Source organism: Cypionkella sp. PAMC25878 (assembly GCF_058135695.1).
Genome location: NZ_CM176871.1, coordinates 2,224,178 through 2,245,248 on the forward strand (window position 1 = coordinate 2,224,178; position 21,071 = coordinate 2,245,248).

General features: G+C 62.1%; 20 protein-coding genes and 1 riboswitch. Of the genes, 17 read left to right on the forward strand and 3 right to left on the reverse strand.

Annotated elements, in window-relative coordinates; translation table 11 throughout:
- Positions 1–49: 49 nt before the first annotated feature.
- Genes ACS5RD_RS10795 through ACS5RD_RS10815 form a run of 5 tightly spaced genes read left to right on the forward strand, consistent with a single transcriptional unit; the run spans position 50 to position 4,692 of the window.
- On the forward strand, positions 50–814 hold the full coding sequence (locus ACS5RD_RS10795) for an ABC transporter ATP-binding protein (RefSeq protein ID WP_489931185.1): 765 nt from the start codon (positions 50–52) through the stop codon (positions 812–814).
- Positions 811–1,548 carry an ABC transporter ATP-binding protein gene (locus ACS5RD_RS10800; RefSeq protein WP_489931186.1) on the forward strand — a complete coding sequence of 246 codons (738 nt, stop codon included), beginning with the start codon at positions 811–813 and terminating at the stop codon, positions 1,546–1,548. The genes ACS5RD_RS10795 and ACS5RD_RS10800 overlap by 4 nt, the downstream gene beginning before the upstream one ends.
- The gene (locus ACS5RD_RS10805; protein ID WP_489931187.1) at positions 1,545–2,453 is read left to right on the forward strand and encodes a branched-chain amino acid ABC transporter permease; all 909 of its coding nucleotides are present in this window, start codon (positions 1,545–1,547) and stop codon (positions 2,451–2,453) included. Before ACS5RD_RS10800 ends, ACS5RD_RS10805 begins: the two co-directional genes overlap by 4 nt.
- Entirely contained in the window at positions 2,450–3,394 is a 945-nt protein-coding gene (locus ACS5RD_RS10810; RefSeq protein WP_489931188.1) for a branched-chain amino acid ABC transporter permease, read from the forward strand. Before ACS5RD_RS10805 ends, ACS5RD_RS10810 begins: the two co-directional genes overlap by 4 nt.
- Positions 3,394–4,692 carry an NAD(P)/FAD-dependent oxidoreductase gene (locus tag ACS5RD_RS10815; RefSeq protein WP_489931189.1) on the forward strand — a complete coding sequence of 433 codons (1,299 nt, stop codon included), beginning with the start codon at positions 3,394–3,396 and terminating at the stop codon, positions 4,690–4,692. Before ACS5RD_RS10810 ends, ACS5RD_RS10815 begins: the two co-directional genes overlap by 1 nt.
- 197 nt (positions 4,693–4,889) lie before the next feature.
- Here the strand turns inward: ACS5RD_RS10815 and ACS5RD_RS10820 are convergent, their stop codons facing one another.
- Positions 4,890–6,233 (reverse strand): sigma-54-dependent transcriptional regulator, encoded by a 1,344-nt coding sequence (locus ACS5RD_RS10820; RefSeq protein WP_489931190.1) that lies wholly within the window; start codon positions 6,231–6,233, stop codon positions 4,890–4,892.
- Positions 6,230–7,867, reverse strand: coding sequence for a sensor histidine kinase (locus ACS5RD_RS10825; RefSeq protein ID WP_489931191.1), 1,638 nt, complete (start codon positions 7,865–7,867; stop codon positions 6,230–6,232). Before ACS5RD_RS10825 ends, ACS5RD_RS10820 begins: the two co-directional genes overlap by 4 nt.
- Before the next feature lie 209 nt (positions 7,868–8,076).
- Between ACS5RD_RS10825 and ACS5RD_RS10830 the strand changes: the two genes are divergently transcribed.
- From ACS5RD_RS10830 to ACS5RD_RS10885, 12 genes are all read left to right on the forward strand, one after another.
- Positions 8,077–9,438 (forward strand): dicarboxylate/amino acid:cation symporter, encoded by a 1,362-nt coding sequence (locus ACS5RD_RS10830; protein WP_054007579.1) that lies wholly within the window; start codon positions 8,077–8,079, stop codon positions 9,436–9,438.
- Between the two features lie 267 nt (positions 9,439–9,705).
- Positions 9,706–11,061, forward strand: a complete 1,356-nt coding sequence (locus tag ACS5RD_RS10835; protein ID WP_489931192.1) for an MATE family efflux transporter — start codon at positions 9,706–9,708, stop codon at positions 11,059–11,061.
- A 74-nt stretch (positions 11,062–11,135) separates the two neighbouring features.
- A riboswitch (glycine riboswitch) is annotated at positions 11,136–11,228 on the forward strand.
- 137 nt (positions 11,229–11,365) lie between these two features.
- Positions 11,366–12,502 (forward strand): glycine cleavage system aminomethyltransferase GcvT, encoded by a 1,137-nt coding sequence (gcvT, locus tag ACS5RD_RS10840; RefSeq protein ID WP_489931364.1) that lies wholly within the window; start codon positions 11,366–11,368, stop codon positions 12,500–12,502.
- Between the two features lie 9 nt (positions 12,503–12,511).
- On the forward strand, positions 12,512–12,871 hold the full coding sequence (gene gcvH, locus ACS5RD_RS10845) for a glycine cleavage system protein GcvH (RefSeq protein WP_054007582.1): 360 nt from the start codon (positions 12,512–12,514) through the stop codon (positions 12,869–12,871).
- A gap of 93 nt (positions 12,872–12,964) precedes the next feature.
- On the forward strand, positions 12,965–15,805 hold the full coding sequence (gene gcvP / locus ACS5RD_RS10850) for an aminomethyl-transferring glycine dehydrogenase (RefSeq protein WP_489931193.1): 2,841 nt from the start codon (positions 12,965–12,967) through the stop codon (positions 15,803–15,805).
- 171 nt (positions 15,806–15,976) lie between these two features.
- On the forward strand, positions 15,977–16,687 hold the full coding sequence (locus ACS5RD_RS10855) for an AzlC family ABC transporter permease (protein ID WP_489931194.1): 711 nt from the start codon (positions 15,977–15,979) through the stop codon (positions 16,685–16,687).
- On the forward strand, positions 16,677–16,991 hold the full coding sequence (locus ACS5RD_RS10860; RefSeq protein ID WP_489931195.1) for an AzlD domain-containing protein: 315 nt from the start codon (positions 16,677–16,679) through the stop codon (positions 16,989–16,991). Before ACS5RD_RS10855 ends, ACS5RD_RS10860 begins: the two co-directional genes overlap by 11 nt.
- A gap of 94 nt (positions 16,992–17,085) precedes the next feature.
- The gene (locus tag ACS5RD_RS10865; protein ID WP_162232893.1) at positions 17,086–17,406 is read left to right on the forward strand and encodes a DUF3775 domain-containing protein; all 321 of its coding nucleotides are present in this window, start codon (positions 17,086–17,088) and stop codon (positions 17,404–17,406) included.
- A gap of 3 nt (positions 17,407–17,409) precedes the next feature.
- Positions 17,410–17,847, forward strand: a complete 438-nt coding sequence (trxC, locus tag ACS5RD_RS10870; protein WP_489931196.1) for a thioredoxin TrxC — start codon at positions 17,410–17,412, stop codon at positions 17,845–17,847.
- An 84-nt stretch (positions 17,848–17,931) separates the two neighbouring features.
- Entirely contained in the window at positions 17,932–19,305 is a 1,374-nt protein-coding gene (locus ACS5RD_RS10875) for a sensor histidine kinase (RefSeq protein WP_489931197.1), read from the forward strand.
- A complete protein-coding gene (locus ACS5RD_RS10880; protein ID WP_054007589.1) occupies positions 19,302–19,943 on the forward strand; it encodes a response regulator in 642 nt (213 codons plus the stop codon). The genes ACS5RD_RS10875 and ACS5RD_RS10880 overlap by 4 nt, the downstream gene beginning before the upstream one ends.
- Before the next feature lie 124 nt (positions 19,944–20,067).
- The gene (locus tag ACS5RD_RS10885; protein WP_489931198.1) at positions 20,068–20,499 is read left to right on the forward strand and encodes a hypothetical protein; all 432 of its coding nucleotides are present in this window, start codon (positions 20,068–20,070) and stop codon (positions 20,497–20,499) included.
- A 102-nt stretch (positions 20,500–20,601) separates the two neighbouring features.
- Here ACS5RD_RS10885 and ACS5RD_RS10890 read toward each other — a convergent pair whose 3' ends face one another.
- On the reverse strand, positions 20,602–20,979 hold the full coding sequence (locus ACS5RD_RS10890; RefSeq protein ID WP_054007591.1) for a hypothetical protein: 378 nt from the start codon (positions 20,977–20,979) through the stop codon (positions 20,602–20,604).
- Between the last annotated feature and the right edge of the window lie 92 nt (positions 20,980–21,071).

A 21,071-nucleotide genomic window follows, 5' to 3' on the forward strand; every position in this document is an offset into this window, starting at 1 on the left:
ATACTGTGATCAAATCAAGTGTGATCACAGATCAAACATCAAGGTGACCATGACAGTTCTGGAAGCGATCAATGTGTCCAAACGGTTCGGCGGCATCACTGCCGTTGATCAGATGTCATTCTCGGTGGCTTCGGGTGAAATCCTTGGCCTGATCGGACCAAACGGCGCGGGCAAGACCACGATGTTCGACCTGCTGGCAGGCTCGGTTGCAGCTACCTCCGGGCAAATCAAGCTGATGGGGCAGGATGTGACGAAATCCCCCGCGCATCGGCGCTTGGCCGGGGGGATGGGTCGCACCTTCCAAATCCCGCGCCCGTTTCCCGAACTCTCGCTGCTCGATAACATGCTGCTCGCCCGCCAGGGCCAAAGCGGCGAACGCCTGTGGGCCAATTTCACCTCGCCCCGCCGTATCGCCGCCGAGGAACGCGCCGCGCGTGACAAGGCTTTGGGCCTGCTGGACGTTGTCGCCCTGCGCCGATTGGCCGATGATCCGGCGCGTATTCTGTCGGGTGGTCAGCGCAAATTGCTGGAACTCGCCCGCGTGATGATGGCCGACCCCAAGGTGGTCTTGCTGGATGAACCCGCCGCAGGCGTAAATCCCACCCTGCTGGAAGTCCTGATCGACCGCATCCGCGAAATCAACGCCAACGGCGTCACCTTCGTTTTGATCGAGCATAACATCGACATGGTCACCCGCCTTTGCCACCGCATACTGGTGATGGCTTCAGGCTCTATGCTCTGCGAAGGCGCGCCCGACGAAGTCGCCCGCGACCCCCGCGTGATTGAAGCCTATCTCGGAGGAACCCCCGCATGAGCATCCTCGATGTGCCCATCCTTGACGTAAGGGACCTGATCGCAGGCTATGAACCGGGGCTCTCCATCGTCAAAGGCGCGTCGATCCACGCCGATGAGAAAGAAATCGTGGTGATCCTCGGCCCCAACGGCGCCGGAAAATCCAGCTTTATCAAGGCCATCGCGGGCCTTGTTCCCATCACCGGCGGCGAAGTCCTGCTAGACGGCAAAGACATAACCTACGGAGCCGCCCACCTGCGCGTCCGCCAAGGTCTCGCCTTCGTGCCGCAAACCGAAAACATCTTTCCCCTGATGACGGTTGAGGAAAACCTCCGCGTCGCAGGCGGCGTTCTGCCCCGAGCCGAGGTTCAATCCCGCATCGACGAAACCTACACCATGTTCCCCGACCTCGCCCGCCAACGCAAACTCGCCGCAGGCAGCCTTTCCGGCGGTCAGCGCCAAATGCTCGCCGTAGGCCGCGCCCTGATCGTGCATCCCCGCGTGTTGATGCTGGATGAACCCTCAGCGGGCCTGTCGCCGAAATTCGTCGAAATGGTCTTCACCCGTCTCAATGAAATCCGCCGCGCCGGCCTCACCATCGTCTTGGTCGAACAAAACGCCCGCGCCGCGCTTGCCATCGGCGACCGCGCCTATGTGCTGGTCGAGGGCCGCGAAGCCCACGAAGGCCGCGCCGCCACCCTCTGGGACGATCCCGTGGTGGCAGAACTCTACCTTGGCCAGCGGAGGCACGCATGAACCTGCAATTCATCGTAGACGGTCTAATCTCCGGCAGCCTGATCGGCCTCGGTGCCATCGGCATCACGCTCACCTATTCCATCCTGCGCTTTTCCAACTTCGCCCACGGTGATTTCATGGCCTGGGGCGCTTACGGCACTCTTAGCGTCGTCGCCGCCATCGGCGCACTCGTCGGTACTACCGCCCCAATCGGCGTACTCTCCTTCGGCTGGCCGCTCATCGCCGCCACCCTAGCAGGCATGACCCTCACCGCCTGCCTCGCCCTCTTGCTCGACTGGCTGCTGTTCGCCCGCCTGCGCGACAAGGGCCAGTCGATCATCGTCGTCATGGCCTCCTTCGGCGCATCCATGGCCCTGCGCAGCCTGCTCGAATTCATCTTCACCTCCAGCCCGACCTACTTTTCACGCGGCATCCAAATGGCCATCCCGGTGGGCTTTGGCATCCGCATCACCCCCGATCAAATGGTGATGCTGGCGACCACGATCGTCCTCGTCACCGCCATGCACCTGTTCATGTCGCGCAGCCAAACCGGACGCGAGATGCGCGCCTACAGCCAGAACCCTGCGCTTGCCCGCGTCGTCGGCATCGACACCGCCCGCGTGGTGCGCGCCACATGGATCATCGGCGCGGCCCTCGCCTGCGCGGCGGGAGTCATGGTTGGCATCCTCGTGCAAATCCGCCCGCTGATGGGCCTAGACTTGCTGCTGCCAATGTTCGCCGCAGCCATCCTCGGCGGCATCGGATCGGTTCCCGGAGCGGTGCTCGGAGGCCTCATCATCGGCCTGTCCGAAGCCGCCGCCGTGCAACTGATCGGCGCGGAATGGCGCGCTGCTGTCGCCTTCGCCATCCTGATGGCGGTGCTTCTCGTCCGCCCGATGGGCTTGTTTGGAAGGGCAGAAAGATGATCGACTTACTTGGCTACGGCGCGTTCTTCATGTCCAGTGCCTTGATTTTCGGCCTGATCGCCTTGGGCCTCAACCTGCAATGGGGCCAAACCGGGCTGTTCAACGTCGGCATCGCGGGCTTCGTCGCGATCGGGGCCTATACCTCGGCCATCCTCACCACGCCCGACACAGCCGACCGCATCGGCGGTTTCGACTGGCCAATCCTCGCAGGCTGGCTTGCCGCCGCAATAGTCACCGCCGCCGCCGCCGCCTTCACCGGATTTGCCACGCTGCGATTAAAATCCGACTACCTCGCCATCACCACCTTCGGCGTCGCCGTGGTCGTGCAACTGGTGGCGCTGAACGCCCAATCCCTCACCGGAGGCCCCTTCGGCGTCGCCTTCATCCCGCGCCCCTTCGCGGGTCTGCAAGACCAACCGGCGCTGTTCAATTTCATCAACCTCGGTGTGATCGCCGCTGTCACAATCGCCGTCTACCTCGCCCTCGAACATCTCTCGCGCAGTCCGTGGGGCAGGGTACTGAAAGCGCTACGAGAAGACGAACGCGCCGCGATCTCCTTGGGGAAATCCGCGCGATCTTACCGCATCCAAGCCTTCGCCGCAGGCGGTGCCGTCATGGGCCTCGCCGGGGCCGTGCAAGCGCATTTCATTGGCTTCATCGCCCCGAACGGCTACCTGCCGACCCTGACCTTCCAAGTCTGGGCGATGCTGATGGTCGGCGGATCAGGCTCCAACCGGGGCGCAATCCTTGGCTCGGTCGTGGTTTGGGCAATCTGGGTCGGGGCAGGGGCCTTCAGTGCCGCCGTGGTGCCGGGCGATTGGCAAGCCCGCGCGGCATCGCTGCAAATCGTCGCCATTGGCGTGATGCTCTGCCTGATCCTGCTCTGGCGTCCGCAAGGCTTCTTCGGCCCGCAAGGCCTGTTCGGAAAACGCCGCTCATAATGAACCCCGAACCCGCAACCCTCTGGCACGCCACCGCCGCGCCCGCAGCCTTGCGTCCCACAGCGCAAGGCGAGATTACCACAGACCTGCTGATCATCGGCGGCGGTTTCGCGGGCTTGTCCACCGCCTTGCACGCCGCTGAAGCAGGTCTAAAAGTGGTGTTGCTGGAAGCCAACCAAATCGCCCATGGTGCCACAGGCCGCAACGCGGGCTTCATCGTGCCGAACTTTGCCAAGGTTGATCCCGAAGCCGTCCGCGCCGCTCTGGGCGAAGGCAAAGGCACCCAACTGGTGCAAATGGCAGCAGGCAGCGCCGACTTGGTGTTCGATCTGATTCAGCGCCACGCCATCAGTTGCGACGCGAAGCGCTCCGGTTGGATACAACCCTCACACTCCCCCGCAGCCCTGAACCGTGCCAAAGATCGTGTCCGGCAATGGTCCGCCGAGGGTCGCCCAGTCGAATTCCTATCCGCCGCGGCCGTGCAAACCCTAACCGGAGCGCAGGGCTGGCTTGGCGGCTGGATCGACCATTCCGGCGGCGTGTTGAACCCCGTCGCCTATGCCCGCGGTCTGGCCCGCGCCGCCGAGAAAGCGGGCGCGCAACTCCACGAATCCTCCCGCGTCACGAGCCTCACCGCCACGCCCGAAGGCTGGCAGGCCCGCACCGAAACCGCGACAATCCGAGCCCGCCGCGTTGTCAACGTAACCAATGCTTACGCCGATGGCCTGATCCCCGGCCTCGCCCACAGCTTTTTCCCGCTGAAAGTGTTCCAGATCGCCACCGAACCCTTGCCGCAATCTGTCCGCGAACGGCTGCTGCCCGGCGGCCAATGCGTCTCCGACAGCCGCCGCAACCTGTTCACCTTCCGCTTCGATGCTGCCAATCGCCTGATCACCGGCGGGATGCACATTCTTGGAATAGGGGCTGACGTCCGCGTGCCCAAAACCATCCACCGCCGCATGGCCCAAATGCTCAACCTGCCCGACCTGCCGCCGCTGCAATACGCATGGTCCGGCATCGCCGCCGTGATGCCCAACTTCCTGCCCCGCCTGATCACGCCAGCGCCCAACCTGATCGCAGGCATTGCCTGCAACGGACGTGGCATTGCGATGACCACCGCGATGGGCCGCGAGCTTGCACAATGGGCGACAGGCAGGCCGCCTGAGGCGCTGGCGATCCCGGTAAGCACTCCCGCGCCGATCCCCCTGCACGCCCTGATGCGCCACGCCCCCAACGCTTTGCTGCCGATCAGCCAGTTGCGCGACTGTATGGAAAGCCCGGCAGGACTGGGCCGCTAAAGCCCACCTACCCTACGCCGCCCCGGACTTGATCCGGGGCTTCATGCGTTTCGGGTCAGACCTTGAGGCCCCGGCTCTAGTCCGGGGCGGCGTAGAGTAAAATGGCAGCACCACGCAAAGATGAACGAGTTGTTAATGGGGGCCGCGTAACCCATTGATCTATATAAGAGCAGACCCCTGTCCACGCGTGGACAGTTCTATTTTCTCCGGTTCCGAAACTCCTCTGGCCTAATCCCCAACCGATTCACCTTATCATAAAACGTCTTCCTCGGCAGCCTAAGCCGCTCCATCGCCCGACTAACGTTCCCCCCACAAATCAACAATGCCTCCCTAATCACCCCCGCCTCATACCCCGCCATCATCTCCGCCAACCCCACCACTTCCTCGCCCACATTTCCGCCAAATGCAGGCAAGCCCAAAGCCACCGACTCCGCAAACTGCATCAATTCCCGCGCATTTCCCGGCCAACTATGGGTGGCCAACCTCGCCTGCGAAAGCGGCGTAATCTGTGGCACCGGCAGGTTCAGCCGCCCGCAAGCAGCCAGTAAGAAGTGCCGGAACAAGATCGCAATATCCCCGCGCCGATCCTTCAACGCAGGCACATGCAGGGTCACGCCCGACAGCCGATAATATAGGTCCGGCAGAAACTCCCCCCGCGCCACCATCGCGGCCAGATCAGCTTGAGAGGCCGCCAGAACATGCAAATCCACCGCCCGCGCAGCAGCGGCCCCCGTAGCCCAGACCTCACGCGCCTCGATGACATGCAGGATGCGGGCCTGCTGGGCGAGGCTCAACCGATCAATCCGGTCCAGAAACAACGTGCCGCGATGCGCCTTCTCCAGCCGCCCCACCAGCCGGGCATGGCGCGGCGCGCCGGGCTGGCCTGCCTCGGCGCCGATGAAATCCAGATCAAACCGCGCGGCGTCCAAGGCATCGCAGGCGACGTGCACGAAAGCGCGCGCGTGGCGCGGGCCTTCACGGTGGATCGCGCGGGCGAGCAGGGTTTTGCCCGCCCCGGATGGCCCGGTGATCAGCGCATCTACCCCCGCCTCGGCCAGCCGCGCCATCGTATCACGTAGGTGCACCATCGCGGTGCTGTCGCCCAAAAGCCGCCCATCTGCCACCGGAACCCCGCGCAGGGCGCGCAACTGGCGGTTTTCCAGCACCAAAGCGCGGGCTTGTGCTGCACGGCGCAGCGCCGCGGTCAGGGCATCCAATCCCACCGGCTTGGTCAGAAAATCCCAAGCCCCATCGCGGATCGCCGCCACTGCCATCGCGACATCGCCATGCCCGGTCAGCAGGATCACCGGCAGTTCGGGGTCCATCGCGCGGATATGGCGGAACAGCTCAAACCCATCCATGCCGGGCATCCGCACGTCTGACAGGACCACGCCGGGATAATCGGCATCAAGGCCCTGCAAGGCGGCAGCGGCCGAGGAAAACGCCTCGGGCTGAAATCCGGCGATACGCAGGCTCTGGGTCTGCGCCTCCAGCAGATCGGCGTCGTCATCGACAAGGCGGACCAAGGGCCGCGCGGTCATGCGCGGGTCAATCTGATGCGGAATGTGGCACCTTGATCGGGCAGGGGGGGATCGGCGGTCAATTCATTGCCCAGATCGCGGACGATGTCTTGTGCGATCACAAGGCCAAGGCCCAGACCATCGGGCTTGCTGGTGGCGAAGGGGGTGAACAGTTGTGCGGCGATGTCGGGGCGCAGGCCGGGACCGTTGTCGGCAACGCTGATCGTGACATGGGTTGCGTCGGCTGAGACGGTGATGCGGATTTCGGGGTCGGGCCGCCCCGCCAAAGCCTCTTGCGCGTTCTGGATCAGGTTGACCAAGACCTGTTCCAGCCGCACCGCTTCGGCCCGCACCATCAGATCAGGCGACGCGCCTTCGATCACCAACCGCGCGCCTTCAACCCGGCGGCGCGAAGCGGTTAGCATCACCGAGGCGTCGATGGCTTCTTTCACGCTGATAGAACCGACTTGCCCGGTCGCCTTACGGGCAAAGCCACGCAGATGGGTGGTGATCTGGCCAATGCGTTCCGACATCCGCACGATCTTGCCAAGGTTCTCTGTGACCTCGTTTTGCGCGGTGTTTTGCAAAGCCAGCGCGTTTTCGGCCAGCAGCCGGATCGTCGCCAACGGCTGATTGACCTCATGCGCGAGGCCCGCCGTGACCTGCCCCAAGGTTGCCAGCTTGTTGGCCTGCACCAGATCGGCCTGCATCCGCGCCAAACGCGCCTCGGCCGCGCGGCGTTCGGCCATCTCGGCGGTCAGATCGCGGGTGCGATCTTCGACGGCGCGTTGCAGATCGGCGGTGTAGCGGCGCTCGGTTGCAACTGCGTTCTGGGCCCGCCGCTTCGCCCGCCCCGCCCGCCAGATCAGCGCACCGAGGATAATCTCAAACCCTAACGCAGCCCCCGCAGCCAAAACCCCGGCCTGCCGCGCCGGGGCGATTGAGGTGCTGAGGGTGAGCGTCCAATCGGGCACCCCCGGCACCGGGCGGGTCATGTTCAGTCGGTCTTGCAGGCGTGGCATCGGCTTGAACCGTTCATCGCTGGCGGATGACAGCAACACTATGCCAGTGCTGTCGGTGACCCTCGTTTGATCGGGGCTGCGAGCCCAACTGGCTTCCAGCGCGTCAAACTCCATCTTGACGACCACGACGCCGACCACCGCCGCGCCGTCCGACACCACATGTGATAGATACAGACCGGGGCGTTTGCTGACTGTGCCAAGCGCGAATTCCAGGGCGGTGCCCTTGGCCATCGCATCGGTGAAATAACGCCGGAAACTATAGCTGGTGCCGACAAACGACACAGGCTCGTCCCAGTTCGAGGCCGCAATCGCGGTGCCTGTGATGTTGAGAAGATAGATCACATTGCTGCCGGTTTCCCCGCGCAACTGATCGAGTTTGCGCGAAACTCCCTGTTGCGCGCTGGTGGAGCCTAGCCGCAGGGCGTCTTTGACCAAGCCATCATCCGACAAGATTGCGGCGACCGCGCGCTGCGTCGCCAGCACACTTTCCAGTGCCTGCACCCGAGATTCCGCCGCAGCCGTGGCCTGTTCGCCCAGCCGCGACACAGCGCTTGCCTGACCGAAATAGAACACCAGCGCCAGCAGGCTAAGCGCGGCACTGGCAAGGATAAAGCGCGGAAGCGCGCGGTTCATGCGATGGATCATCTGCGGCCTGTTGTTCCTATTTCCACACTATCATTAAAAATATGTGTGGAAAAGCATACATATATTGATGCCGATCAGAACGAAAATCCTATGACATCAATGCATTGCCGCCAGTCGCCTCATTTCTACGCAGCCGAACGGCAGCCTGTCATCATAGCATCACAGATTCGTCATCCGCATGTTGGGAGGAGACCACAATGCAGATTAACACCACTTCCGTGGCGCAAGTGCCGCGTCCATTCTATCGCACGCTCTATTTTCAGGTCATCTTCGCCATCATTCTGGGTGCGTTGATCGGGCATTTCTGGCCAAGCGTCGGTGAGTCCCTAAAACCGCTTGGCGATGGCTTTATCAAACTGGTGAAAATGATCATCGCCCCGGTGATCTTTCTGACCATCGTCACCGGGCTTGCTGGCATGACCAGCCTGCGCGGTGTCGGATCGGTCGCGGCCAAGGCGTTCGGCTATTTCTTCGTGTTCTCGACACTGGCTCTGGTGGTTGGCTTGATCGTCGCCAATGTTGTGCAGCCGGGTGCTGGCATGAACATTGATCCGTCGACGCTGGATGCCTCTGCGGTGCAGGGCTATAGCGAGAAGGCGCATGAGACCACGGTGACGGGCTTTATGTTGGGCATCATCCCCGACACCATGGTTTCGGCCTTTGTCGATGGCAACATCCTGCAAGTGCTGTTCATCGCCATCCTGTTCGGCGTGGGCGTGATCCTGATTGGCGAGAAAGCGCGGCCCGTGGTCGATCTGTTTGAAACGGTCAGCCGCGTGGTGTTCCGCATTGTCGATATTCTGATGAAAGCGGCTCCGATCGGGGCGTTCGGAGCCTTTGCCTTCACTATCGGCAAATATGGCATCGGGTCGGTGGTGAACTTGGCGGCTTTGGTGGGCACGTTCTATCTAACCTCGGCCTTGTTCATCATCGTGGTGCTTGGCACGGTTTGTGCGCTGAACGGGTTCTCGATCTTCCGGCTGATCTCGTATCTCAAAACCGAGATTCTGCTGGTTCTGGGCACCTCGTCGTCTGAATCGGCGCTGCCTGCGCTGATGGAGAAGATGGAGCGCGCTGGCTGTGCCCGTCCGGTGGTGGGTCTGGTGGTTCCGACGGGGTATTCGTTCAACCTTGATGGCACCAACATCTACATGACTTTGGCCGCGCTGTTCATTGCACAAGCGACCAATATCGACCTGTCCTTGGGCGATCAGATCACGCTGCTTGCGGTGGCGATGCTGTCGTCGAAGGGTGCGGCTGGGGTAACGGGTGCGGGCTTTATCACGCTGGCCGCGACCCTGTCAGTGGTGCCGACGGTTCCGGTGGCAGGGATGGCGATCATCCTTGGGGTGGATCGTTTCATGTCGGAATGCCGCTCGATCACCAACTTCATCGGCAACGCGGTGGCGACGGTGGTGGTCAGCCGCTGGGAGAATGCGCTGGATCGCGGCAAGCTTAACGCAGCCCTGCGGGGGGAAGAACTGCCGAATTCGTTCGTGCCAGTGCAAGATCTGCACGCCCCAGCGGGTCTGCAACTCGGCGAGACAAGCGCTGACTAAACCCACGGCCTGACAGCTGAACATGCAAGACGCGGGGGCCAGTTTGGCTGCCCGCGTTGAGCATTTATAGGACCAGATGGCTGTACCGCCGCAAGCCCGCTGCCGATTAACGCGCGAGGGTTCTGCGGGGATACAGGGCAGGCTGCGGCGTTCGGTCTTGAACCCCCGCAGTTGCGGATGCAAAGCTGCGCTTCGGTCCAATCTGGGTAAATTTCCGGATAATCTGAAGCAAAAGGTGGCGGAGGGGCAACTTTCCGCAGGGTGTAGATGGCAGAGCAAGCGGTAAAAGCGCCGGATCAACAGCCGAAATTTGTCGAGGGCAACCTCTTTCGCCATATCACGGTGATGTCGCTTACCAATTCGGTCGGGCTGATGGCGATTTTCGCGGTCGATCTGATCAACATGGTGTTCATCTCGATGCTGAACCAAGAGGATATCACGGCGGCGGTGGGCTATGCCGGGGCGATCCTGTTCTTCACTACATCGTTCGGCATTGGCCTTTCCATCGCGGTTTCGGCGCTGGTGGCGCGCGCGGTGGGACAGCGTAATCTGGTGATGGCGCGGGAGAAGGCCACCAATGGCATGATCCTCGGCATCGGCTTTGGCATCATCTTTGCCGCCGTGGTTTGGGCGTTTCTGCCGGGTATTGTCAGCCTGTTGGGCGCGGTGGGGCGCACCCACGCGCTGACCGTGCATTTCTTGCGCATCGTCATTCCGGCGCAACCCTTTCTGATGGTGGGCATGATCGGCGGCGCGATCCTGCGCAGCCATGGCGACGCCAAGCGGGCGATGGCGGCGACTTTGTGGGGTGCGGCGGCCAATGCGGTGCTGGACCCGATCCTGATCTTTGGGCTGCATATGGATCTGACCGGGGCGGCAATCGCCTCTGTGGTGTCGCGGATCGTGATTGCAGGTGTGTCGCTGGTGCCGGTGATCCGGCATCACGGCGGTTTTGACAGACCGTCGGTTGAGGGGCTGAAGGCGGACCTCGCGCCAGTCTATGCCATTGCCGGGCCTGCGATTTTAACCCAAGTCGCCACCCCTTTGGGACAGGCGATGGTGACCCGCATGGTGTCGGGCTATGGCGAGGCTGCGGTGGCAGGCATGGCGATCGCCGGGCGGTTGACCCCTGTGGCGCTGGGGGTGATCTTTGCACTGTCGGGCGCGATTGGGCCGATCATCGGGCAGAATTATGGGGCCGGTCGGATGGACCGGGTGCGCCAAACCTTCCTCGATGGGCTGAAGTTTACGGCCATCGTCGTTGCCATCGTCACGGTGATCCTGTTCGCCCTCCGCGCACCGATTGCCGATCTGTTCCACGCGCAGGGGCTGACTCGCGATCTGGTCTATCTGTTCTGCGGCCCGCTGTGTCTGCTGTTTTTCTTCAACGGCGCAATCTTCATGGCCAATGCCGCCTGTAACAACTTAGGCAAACCCTTGATGTCGACCCTGATCAACTGGGGCCGCCACACCATCGGCACCGTGCCGTTCGCATGGTGGTTCTCACACTATTGGGGCGCGCAAGGCGTGCTGATCGGGCAGGCCTTGGGCGGGGTGATCTTTGGCATCCTCGGTGTCTGGCTGGCCTATCGGATGATTTTGGCCACGCCAGCGCGGATTTAGGCGTGTCGTAAAGCAGGTGCATACCGTCGCATTCTTTTCACTTGCAAGCCCCACAGCCTCTGCGCTAGCTAAAGGCATCAGGATCGGGAGAATCCAGTAGGAAACTTCTGGTGCCGAAGGAGCAACCGCCCCGGTAAACTCTCAGGCTCAAGGACCGTTCTGATAACAGACTCTGGAGAGTGGTGCCACAGCACCCGCCGAAGGGATAACGATCTCAGGCGCCCAAGTTGGGTATAGACAGAGGGGGCATCGAGGGGTGGGGATTGGCCCGCCTGATCGGTGCCGGATTCCGTTTCCGGCAGTTATGGGGGCGGCTTTGGCCGAAGAATTGTTAAGATTGGGTCTGCATGATCTGCATATCAGCTTGGGCGGCAAAATGGTGCCGTTCGCGGGCTATGAGATGGCGGTGCAGTATCCCGCAGGCGTGATGAAAGAACACCTGCACACCCGCGGCGCTGCGGGGTTGTTCGATGTCAGTCATATGGGGCAAGTGATCTTGCGCCCGAAAACCAGCTATGAAGCCTTGGCCTTGGCCTTCGAAGCGCTGATGCCCGTCGATGTGCTGGGCGTGGCGCAGGGTCGCCAGCGCTATGGGCTTTTCACCAATGAAACTGGCGGCATTCTCGACGATCTGATGTTCGCCAATCGGGGCGATCATATCTTCGTCGTGGTCAATGCCGCCTGTAAGGCTGCCGATATCGCGCATATGCAGGCGTATTTGTCGGAGGACGCCGAGGTGATCCCGGTCACGGATCGCGGCCTTCTGGCGCTGCAAGGCCCGCAGGCCGAGGTGGCTTTGGCGCGGCTGGTGCCCGGAGTGGCTGCGATGCGCTTCATGGATGCAGCCATGTTGCCGTGGCAGGGCGGGGATCTGTGGATTTCCCGCTCGGGCTATACCGGCGAGGATGGCTTTGAAATCTCGGTCCCTGACGCGCACCTGCGCAGCTTTGCTGAGGCGCTGCTGGACCAGCCCGAAGTCATGCCCATCGGCCTCGGCGCGCGCGACAGCTTGCGGCTGGAAGCGGGCCTCTGCCTCTACGGCCATGACATCGATACCACGACCAGCCCGGTGGAGGCGGGCCTGACCTGGGCGATCCAGAAGGCCCGCCGTGCAGGTGGCGCACGCGCCGGCGGCTTCCCAGGCGAAGCGCGTATCCTGCAAGAACTGGCGGAAGGCCCCGAGCGCAAGCGCGTCGGCTTGCGCCCTGAAGGCCGTGCGCCGATGCGCGAGCATACTGATCTGTTCACGCCCGATGCCACGCCTTTGGGCCAAGTCACCTCGGGCGGCTTTGGCCCAAGTGTCAACGCGCCGATTGCAATGGGCTATGTCGCAGCCGCGTTTGCCAGCCCGGGCACCGCACTCGAAGGCGAGGTGCGCGGCAAGCGCCTGCCTGTCACCGTCGCGACCATGCCTTTCCATCCAACCACCTACAAACGCTGAGGACGTCAGATGAAATACACAAAAGATCACGAATGGCTGCGCGTCGAGGGCGATGTGGTGGTTGTCGGCATCACCGAACATGCCGCAACCGCGCTGGGCGATGTGGTGTTTATTGAGCTGCCCGAAGTGGAAACCGTGGTCGCCGAAGGTGACGAGGTTTGTGTGATTGAAAGCGTCAAAGCAGCGTCGGATATTCTGGCTCCGCTGGATGGCGAGATCACCGAGGTCAACACAAAACTGGTCGATAACCCGTCCTTGGTGAACGAAGACCCGACCGGGGCCGCTTGGTTCTTCAAGATCAGGATCGACGATCTGTCGGTGCTGGATGCCTTGATGGACGAAGACGAATACAACGATCTGATCGGCTGATCGGCTGATCGGGGCGTCAGGCCCGCAAGATTTCTGCGAACATTCTGGCCCCCGATTCCCGGGGTCTGGTTCTTGCATCCAAAGGGGAGCGCCATGAGCTTCACACCCGTTGACTATGATCCCTACGATTTCGCCAACCGCCGCCATATCGGCCCCTCGCCGTCCGAGATGGAGGCGATGCTGAAAGTGGTCGGCGTGGCTGACCTTGACGCGCTGATTGATGAAACCGTCCCCGCCTCAATCCGCCAAAGCATTCCTTTGGGCTGGGCCCCGCTGTCGGAACATGACCTGCTGGCGCGGATGCGCGCGGTGGCTTCGCGCAACAAGGTGATGACCAGCCTGATCGGGCAGGGCTATTATGGCACCGTCACGCCGCCCGCGATCCAACGCAATATTCTGGAAAACCCAGCGTGGTACACCGCCTATACCCCCTATCAGCCCGAGATTGCACAGGGGCGGCTTGAGGCTTTGCTGAACTATCAGACCATGGTCGCCGATCTGACCGGGCTGCCGGTTGCCAATGCTTCGCTGTTGGATGAAGCCACAGCGGCGGCAGAGGCGATGACCATGGCCGAGCGTGTAGCCAAGTCGAAGGCAAAAAAGTTTTTCGTGGACGAGCATTGCCATCCGCAAACCATCGGTGTGATCGAAACCCGGGCCAAGGCTTTGGGCATTGAGGTGGTGGTCGGCGATCCAGATGCGATGCAGGCCAGCGACGTGTTCGGCGCGATTTTCCAGTATCCCGGCACTTGGGGCCATGTCCGCGATCTGACGCCGTGGATTGAGGCTTTGCACGCCGCCAAAGCGGTGGCGGTGGTGGCCACCGATCTCCTCGCCCTATGTATGTTGCGCGAACCGGGAGCGATGGGGGCTGATATTGCCGTCGGCTCCAGCCAGCGCTTTGGCGTGCCGTTGGGCTACGGCGGGCCACATGCCGCGTTTTTCGCCTGCAAGGACGAGCATAAACGTCAGATGCCGGGGCGGATCGTCGGCGTCTCCATCGACTCGCATGGCAACAAGGCCTACCGTCTGTCGCTTCAAACCCGCGAGCAACATATCCGGCGCGAAAAGGCGACTTCCAACGTCTGCACCGCGCAGGCTTTGCTGGCTGTTATGGCCAGCATGTATGCGGTGTTCCACGGGCCGCTGGGTCTGCGCGCGATTTCCGAGCGGGTGCATTCGCTGACCGTGCGTTTGGCGAAAGCCCTACGCGATGCTGGGGCGACCCTGCCGCAAAAGCAGTTCTTTGACACCATCACCGTTGAGGTCGGCGTCGGCCAAGCCGGGATTCTGGCGGCGGCACGGCTGGAGGGGCTGAACTTCCGCAAAGTCGGGCGCGATCATATCGGGATTTCGCTGGATGAAACCAGCAACGAAGACGTGCTGCGCCGGGTGCTGCGGGCATTTGGGATTCAGGACTCGCCCCCCGCGAAGGCAGAACTGGGCTTTGCCGAGGCGATGCTGCGGGAAACGGAGTATCTGACCCATCCGGTGTTCCACATGAACCGCGCCGAGTCGGAGATGATGCGCTACATGCGCCGCCTGTCGGATCGAGATTTGGCGCTGGATCGTGCGATGATTCCACTCGGGTCTTGCACGATGAAGCTGAACGCGGCGGCGGAAATGATGCCGATCACTTGGCCGGAGTTTGGCTCGCTGCATCCCTTCATCCCCGCCGATCAGGCCTTGGGTTACCGCGAGGCGATTGAGGATTTGTCGGGCAAGCTGTGCGAAATCACTGGCTATGATGCGTTCTCGATGCAGCCGAACTCGGGCGCGCAGGGCGAATATGCCGGGCTTTTGACGATCTCGGCCTATCACCGTGCCCGTGGTGAGGGCCATCGCAACATCTGCCTGATCCCGGTATCGGCGCATGGCACCAATCCGGCCTCCGCCCAGATGGCAGGGATGGAAGTGGTGGTGGTGAAGGCCATGCCGAACGGTGACGTGGATGTGGAAGATTTTCGCGCCAAAGCGGCAGCGGCAGGCGCGAATTTGGCGGCTTGCATGATCACCTATCCGTCCACGCATGGGGTGTTTGAAGAAACCGTCCGCGATATCTGCCGGATCACCCATGAGTGTGGCGGGCAGGTTTATCTCGACGGTGCGAATATGAATGCGCTGGTGGGGCTGGTGAAACCGGGGGAAATCGGCTCGGATGTCAGCCACCTTAACCTGCACAAAACCTTCGCGATCCCGCATGGCGGCGGCGGGCCAGGGATGGGGCCGATTGGGGTGAAATCGCATCTTGCGCCGTTCCTGCCGGGACATTCTGAAACGGGGGGTGACGAGGGGCCGGTTTCGGCGGCACCTTATGGCAGCGCCTCAATCCTGCTGATCTCATGGGCCTATTGTTTGATGATGGGCGGTGAGGGACTGACGCAGGCGACGCGGGTGGCGATTTTGAACGCCAATTATATCGCGGCACGGCTGAAAGGGGCGTATCCGATCTTGTTCATGGGCAACAAGGGGCGGGTGGCGCATGAGTGTATCTTGGATACGCGGCCATTTGCTGAGGTCGGGGTTACGGTGGATGATATCGCGAAGCGGTTGATCGACAATGGCTTCCATGCCCCCACGATGTCTTGGCCGGTGTCGGGGACGTTGATGGTGGAGCCGACGGAATCGGAAACCAAGGCCGAGATTGATCGCTTTATCACCGCACTTCTGGCGATCCGGGCGGAGATCAAGGCGGTCGAAGACGGTGAGATTTCCAGCGAGGACAGCCCGCTGCGGCACGCGCCGCATACGGTGGAGGACCTGGTTGCCGATTGGACCCGGAAATACCCGCGCGAGCAGGGCTGTTTCCCGCCGGGGGCGTTCCGGGTGGATAAATATTGGCCGCCGATTGGGCGGGTTGATAACGTCTATGGTGACCGGAATCTGATCTGTATTTGTCCGCCTTTGGAAAGCTATATGGAGGCGGCGGAGTGAGGGTCCCAACTCGGGACCTTTTGGAAGTGTTTGTTATCAGAGGCTTAGGGTTATCGATTTAACCCTTTGTTAAGAAATGGCCCCGCCGTCGCATCGGTGGGGCCATTTTCTTATGGCGCGGCAAAAAAGGGGTGCGTTGACCAAATCCGCCGAACCGCTTAGCAAAGCGCCATGAGCCTTCACGCGCCAAAATCCACCTTCACCGCAGGCCTTGTCACCGCCTTGCCGATTGCTTTGGGCTATTTCCCGATCGCGTTTTCGTTTGGCGTGGCCGCCACGCGGGCGGGGCTTTCGGGGCTAGAGGCGTTCGGGCTGTCGCTGATCATCTATGCTGGGGCCGCGCAGTTTCTGGCTTTGGCTTTGATCACCGGCGGCGCTCCGATCTTGGTTTCGGCGTTTACGCTGATCGCGATGAACATCCGGCATGTGCTGTATGGTCCGGCCTTGATCAAAAGGGTGGGGTCGGGCGCGCGCACCAAGCACGCTTGGGCTTGGGCGTTTGGGCTGACCGATGAGGTGTTTGGTGCCGCGCTGGGCGCATTGGCGCGGGGAAAAGTGGTATTTTCCGAGGCGTTCATGTTTGGTCTGGGGCTGGCGGCCTACGGGTCTTGGCTGTCGGGCACGGCTTTGGGGGCGTTTGCGGGCGGGGCTGCCTTGCAGGAGTATCCGGTGATTGACGCGGCCTTGGGTTTCATGCTGCCTGCGTTGTTTCTGGCGCTGCTGCTGTCGATCATCTCGCGGCTGCAACTGCCGGTGATTGCGGTGGCGATGGCGGCCACGGTGGCGGTGACGCTGGCGTGGTCGGGCACGGCTGGGATTTTGGCGGGCATGGTTGCGGGCGCGCTGAGCGGGTTGTTGGTGAGGCGCAATAATGCGGCTTGAGATTTTGACTCTGGCGTTGATCGTGGGGGCCTGCACTTGGGCGTTTCGGTTTTTTCCGACCAAGGCGGATTTGTCGGCGATCAAGCCCGATGGCGTGCTGGCGCGATTTTTGGCCTCAACCGGACCTGCGGCGATTGCTACTTTGTTTGTGGCTTCGTTGCTGCCGATGGTGAAGGGCGGCGTGCCACTGCCGTTGGTGATTGGCACGGCGTCGGTGCTGGCGGTTTATGCGGCCATGCGCTCGGTGGTGCTGGCGACGCTGGCGGGGTCGGTGGGTTATGGGCTGACGGTCTGGTTGCTTTAGCGGGATGCGCTTTAGGGTGATGGATACTCACCCTGCTTTAGGTCATAGTCGGGCCTAGGCCTTGTGCTAAAATGCGGGCGAACAGGAGATGATGATGTTGGAAATTGCAGCCGCGAAAGTGGTGGAAATTATTTACCTGTCGCGCGAAACCACAGCCTCGGCAGAGGCCGAATTGCGCGGCTTGCTGGATGCGTTGAACGTCGATGAAAAGGCGCATCTGACGGCGCTGGCTTGGGTCGGGCGCGGCACCTATACGGCAGATGAATTTGGTCAGGCGGTGGTGGTGGCGGAGGTTGAGGCCTCGGCCCCGACGGCGGAATATCTGCTGGGCATGACCGATCTTGCCGAGAATCTTGAAGCCGGGTTAGAAGCGATGGGCATTGATGTGACCGGCGAAGAAGAGGATTTGCTGTAAGCGATGGCAGACGCGGTGAAGCTGAGCTGTGCCACTTGCGGGCAGATGAACCGGGTCGCGGCGGATCGACTGGCGGCTGGGCCGAAGTGCGGCGCTTGCGGTGATCCGTTGCTGGATGGCCGGGTGATCGAGTTCGACGCGGGCGGGCATGACAAGGCGACGCGCGGCGATGAATTGCCGCTGCTGGTGGATTACTGGGCGCCGTGGTGCGGGCCGTGTCGGGCGATGGCACCGGAATTTGTCAAGGCGGCCAAGGCGTTGCAGGGCCGCGCCCGTTTGGCCAAGCTGAACACCGAGGATAATCCGCAGATCGCGCAGCGGGCGCGGATTCAGGGGATTCCGGCGCTGGTGCTGTATCGGCGGGGCCGCGAGGTGGCGCGGCTGGCGGGCGCGCGTCCGGCCAGTGAGATCGTGGCGTTTGTGCAGAACAATCTGGGGTAGCCGCGTCGCAAGCCATGCGGCGAAAAGCATTAGGATGTCTTGGCGGTAAGCGGTGTAAGATCGCCGCACAACACCGGAGTGCCGATGGCGAATTTCGACTTCACTGCATGGTCAAAGCTGTCACTGGTGCAGCAATTCGCGCTGGCGGGCGGCGTGGTGATGTTGGTCTCGGCGGGTTTGGGCGGGTCTGTCGTCTCAAACCGTATCGAGGAGGTGGTGGTGCGCAACACCGCCAATGCCACGGCGCTGTATATGGAAAGCTTTATCGCCCCGCTGACGCAGGATCTGGCGCGGCGTACCGATATGACCGAGGAATCGCGGGTGAAGATTGGCGAGCTTTTGGCCGATACTGCGTTGGGCAAAAGGGTGGTCAGCTTTAAGATCTGGCGGCCCGGCGGACTGGTGGTGGATGCCTCTAATCTGGAAACCGTGGGTAAGCGGTTTCCGCCGACCGAAAACCTGAAAAAGGCTTGGGGTGGCGAGGTGCGCGCCGATTTCAACGACACCAAAGACGAGGAAGATAAGGCCGAGCACGCTTTGGGCATCCCGCTTTTGGAGATTTACAGCCCGATCCGTGAGATCAAATCCGGCAAGGTGATCGCGGTGGCGGAGTTTTACGAGGTCGCCACCCAGCTGAAGCAAGATCTGATCCGGGCGCGGGCAATCGGCTGGTTGACGGTGGCGGGCGCGATGGGGCTGATCGCGGTGGCGATGTTTGCGGTGGTGCTGCGCGGCTCTCGCACCATTGATCGCCAGCTGGGCGCGTTGAAGGATATGGCGGCGCGTAACCTTGCTCTGCGTCTGCGGGTGCAGGGAGCGGCGGCGCGGTTCGCCTCTGTCAACGATCAGGCGCTCAGGCGGATTGGGGCTGATCTGCACGACGGGCCGGCGCAACTGATGGGCTTTGCGGCGCTGCGTTTGGATGCGTTGCAGGGGCAGGTTTCGGGGCGGGCAGCGGAGGATTTGGCGGCGGTGCAGCGAGCGGTGAAGGATTCAATCTCGGAAATTCGCAGCATCGCGCGCGGTCTATCGCTGCCCGATATTGAGCAGAAATCGCTGGAGGATATTCTGCGCGGTGTGACCGAGGCCCATGCCGCCCGCACCGGCACGGCGGTGGCCCTGCACTGTCAAGCTGTCAGTGGCCTGCCTGCGGCGGTGAAAATCTGCTGCTTTCGTTTCGTGCAGGAAGGGCTGAACAACGCGTGGCATCATGCCGAGGGGCAGGGCCAAGAGGTGCGGGTCAGCTTGCGCGGCGATCTGTTGGAGCTGCTAGTGTTGGACCGGGGCGCGGGATTCGCGCAGCTTCCGGTGGATTTTCTGCGCGAGGATGCCGGACTTGGCCTTGCGGGATTGGCGGATCGGGTGGAAAGTCTGGGCGGCCATATCAGCTTTGCCAATCGCAGCGATGGCCTGGGCGCGCAGTTGCGGATGACATTGGATTTGAAGGAAGCGACATGAGCGATATCCGTCTGGTTCTGGCCGATGATCACCCGATTTACCGCGACGGCGTGGCGCGCACGCTGGCGGACGCGGGCGGCATTGATGTGGTGGGGCAGGCGCAAGATGGCGAGGCAGCGGCGCGGCTTTGTGCCGAGTTGAAACCCGATCTGGTGTTGCTGGATGTCTCGATGCCGAAAGGCGGGGGTTTGGGGGCTTTGGCCCTGATCATGAAGATGGACAAGCCGCCCTTGGTCGCGATGTTGACGGCCTCGGAAGATGAGGGCGATCTGATGACGGCGCTGAAGGCGGGGGCGGCGGGCTATATCCTGAAGGGGGTGGGGGCCAGCGAATTGGTCGAACTGGTGCGCGATCTGGCGGCGGGGCGGTCTTATGTCTCGCCCGGATTGGCGGGGCGGCTGCTGGTGGCGATGCGGGGCAAGCCGGTCGGCGAGCCCAATCCCTTGGCCGATCTGTCGCGGCGCGAGGAGGATATTTTGCGACTGGTCGCGACCGGGCTTTCCAACAAGGAAGTCGGCCGCAAGCTGGATATTCAAGAGAAAACCGTCAAGCATTACATGACCTCGATCCTGCAAAAGCTGCATGTGCGCAACCGGGTCGAGGCGGCGATGCTGGCGCGGGTTCATCTGAAGGACTGAGAGTTTATCAGACCATTGGCCGGTTTTACCCGCGAAGATCGCTGGGCGATGGTCCCTGATGTGCGGGGCTTGGGGGGCGTAGATTGAGGGTACGAACAAACAACCTCATGCTATGGAGCGTATCATGTCTCATTCCTCTCTCACCAAAATCATCGCGGCTGGCGCAGTTGCGCTGTCGCTGACGGGTGCCACCGCAGCCATTGCGATGGTGCAAGATACTGTGCTGCCACAGTTTTCCGCAGCCCTGTCGGGCACGGCCAGCGATGACAGCCTGCTGTTGTCGCGGCGTGGCCGTGGTGCCGATGATGCGGCAGGCCATATCCGCGGTGGCAAGGGCAAGGATGATGGCGCTGGCCACACCTCGCTGACGTTGCCCGCACTGGGGCAGGAATTTGCCCGTCGTGGCCGTGGTGCCGATGATCCGGCGGGCCACATTCGCGGCGGCAAAGGCAAGGACGATCCGGCGGGCCATGCCGCTTTGACCGTTCCGGTGGATCACAGCCTTGAATTCGCCCGTCGTGGTCGCGGCAAGGACGACGCCGTCAACCACGGTTGATCGCTTACTCCTGAACGCCAAGGCGGCCGAAGTGGTCGCCTTGGTTTTTTTGCGTGACGCCGGGTTTTGGCTACAGGTGCCCGTCGCGTTTCTGGTTGGTCGCTACCGGGTGGCGCGGATGATATTGGCCAGCCACGCCAGCACGCCGAGCGCGACCAGTCCCTCGCCGATCGGCATGAACGGGCCGATTGTAGCCTCGGGAATGGTTCCCGACATCAGCAGATACAGCGCAACCAGCAGCGCCAGCGTTCCGATCTGGTGCAGCCAGAAATGCGCCAGCGCCAGCGCGCCGGTGTTCAGCGCCGGGATCAGCCGATAGGCCAGCCCGAACAGCGTCATCAGCGTAAAGCCCAGCAGATTGATATGGGCGTGAACCGGCGACAGCGTGTGGTCGCCAGATGCACCCATATGCATGCCCAATGCCAAACCGACCAGTAAATACAGCGCACCGATTACCAGAAACCCACGAGAAATATTCATGTTCCTGTCCCTTTGTTTGGGCGGGTTAAAATCCCGCTCGCAAAGGTTATCCTGAAATTCGGCTTTGTGGGTTAATTTTGAAGTCGTGTTTG

What these genes read in the sequence shown, in the direction of transcription:
- ACS5RD_RS10795 (WP_489931185.1), top strand. Translation starts at nt 50, where the DNA reads ATGACAGTTCTGGAAGCGATCAATGTGTCCAAACGGTTCGGCGGCATC.
- ACS5RD_RS10815 (WP_489931189.1), top strand. Translation starts at nt 3,394, where the DNA reads ATGAACCCCGAACCCGCAACCCTCTGGCACGCCACCGCCGCGCCCGCA.
- ACS5RD_RS10890 (WP_054007591.1), bottom strand. Translation starts at nt 20,979, where the DNA reads ATGAATATTTCTCGTGGGTTTCTGGTAATCGGTGCGCTGTATTTACTG.
- gcvT (WP_489931364.1), top strand. Translation starts at nt 11,366, where the DNA reads ATGGGGGCGGCTTTGGCCGAAGAATTGTTAAGATTGGGTCTGCATGAT.
- gcvP (WP_489931193.1), top strand. Translation starts at nt 12,965, where the DNA reads ATGAGCTTCACACCCGTTGACTATGATCCCTACGATTTCGCCAACCGC.
- ACS5RD_RS10810 (WP_489931188.1), top strand. Translation starts at nt 2,450, where the DNA reads ATGATCGACTTACTTGGCTACGGCGCGTTCTTCATGTCCAGTGCCTTG.
- ACS5RD_RS10835 (WP_489931192.1), top strand. Translation starts at nt 9,706, where the DNA reads ATGGCAGAGCAAGCGGTAAAAGCGCCGGATCAACAGCCGAAATTTGTC.
- ACS5RD_RS10825 (WP_489931191.1), bottom strand. Translation starts at nt 7,867, where the DNA reads ATGAACCGCGCGCTTCCGCGCTTTATCCTTGCCAGTGCCGCGCTTAGC.
- ACS5RD_RS10805 (WP_489931187.1), top strand. Translation starts at nt 1,545, where the DNA reads ATGAACCTGCAATTCATCGTAGACGGTCTAATCTCCGGCAGCCTGATC.
- ACS5RD_RS10875 (WP_489931197.1), top strand. Translation starts at nt 17,932, where the DNA reads ATGGCGAATTTCGACTTCACTGCATGGTCAAAGCTGTCACTGGTGCAG.
- trxC (WP_489931196.1), top strand. Translation starts at nt 17,410, where the DNA reads ATGGCAGACGCGGTGAAGCTGAGCTGTGCCACTTGCGGGCAGATGAAC.
- ACS5RD_RS10880 (WP_054007589.1), top strand. Translation starts at nt 19,302, where the DNA reads ATGAGCGATATCCGTCTGGTTCTGGCCGATGATCACCCGATTTACCGC.
- ACS5RD_RS10855 (WP_489931194.1), top strand. Translation starts at nt 15,977, where the DNA reads ATGAGCCTTCACGCGCCAAAATCCACCTTCACCGCAGGCCTTGTCACC.
- ACS5RD_RS10885 (WP_489931198.1), top strand. Translation starts at nt 20,068, where the DNA reads ATGTCTCATTCCTCTCTCACCAAAATCATCGCGGCTGGCGCAGTTGCG.
- ACS5RD_RS10860 (WP_489931195.1), top strand. Translation starts at nt 16,677, where the DNA reads ATGCGGCTTGAGATTTTGACTCTGGCGTTGATCGTGGGGGCCTGCACT.
- gcvH (WP_054007582.1), top strand. Translation starts at nt 12,512, where the DNA reads ATGAAATACACAAAAGATCACGAATGGCTGCGCGTCGAGGGCGATGTG.
- ACS5RD_RS10800 (WP_489931186.1), top strand. Translation starts at nt 811, where the DNA reads ATGAGCATCCTCGATGTGCCCATCCTTGACGTAAGGGACCTGATCGCA.
- ACS5RD_RS10865 (WP_162232893.1), top strand. Translation starts at nt 17,086, where the DNA reads ATGTTGGAAATTGCAGCCGCGAAAGTGGTGGAAATTATTTACCTGTCG.
- ACS5RD_RS10830 (WP_054007579.1), top strand. Translation starts at nt 8,077, where the DNA reads ATGCAGATTAACACCACTTCCGTGGCGCAAGTGCCGCGTCCATTCTAT.
- ACS5RD_RS10820 (WP_489931190.1), bottom strand. Translation starts at nt 6,233, where the DNA reads ATGACCGCGCGGCCCTTGGTCCGCCTTGTCGATGACGACGCCGATCTG.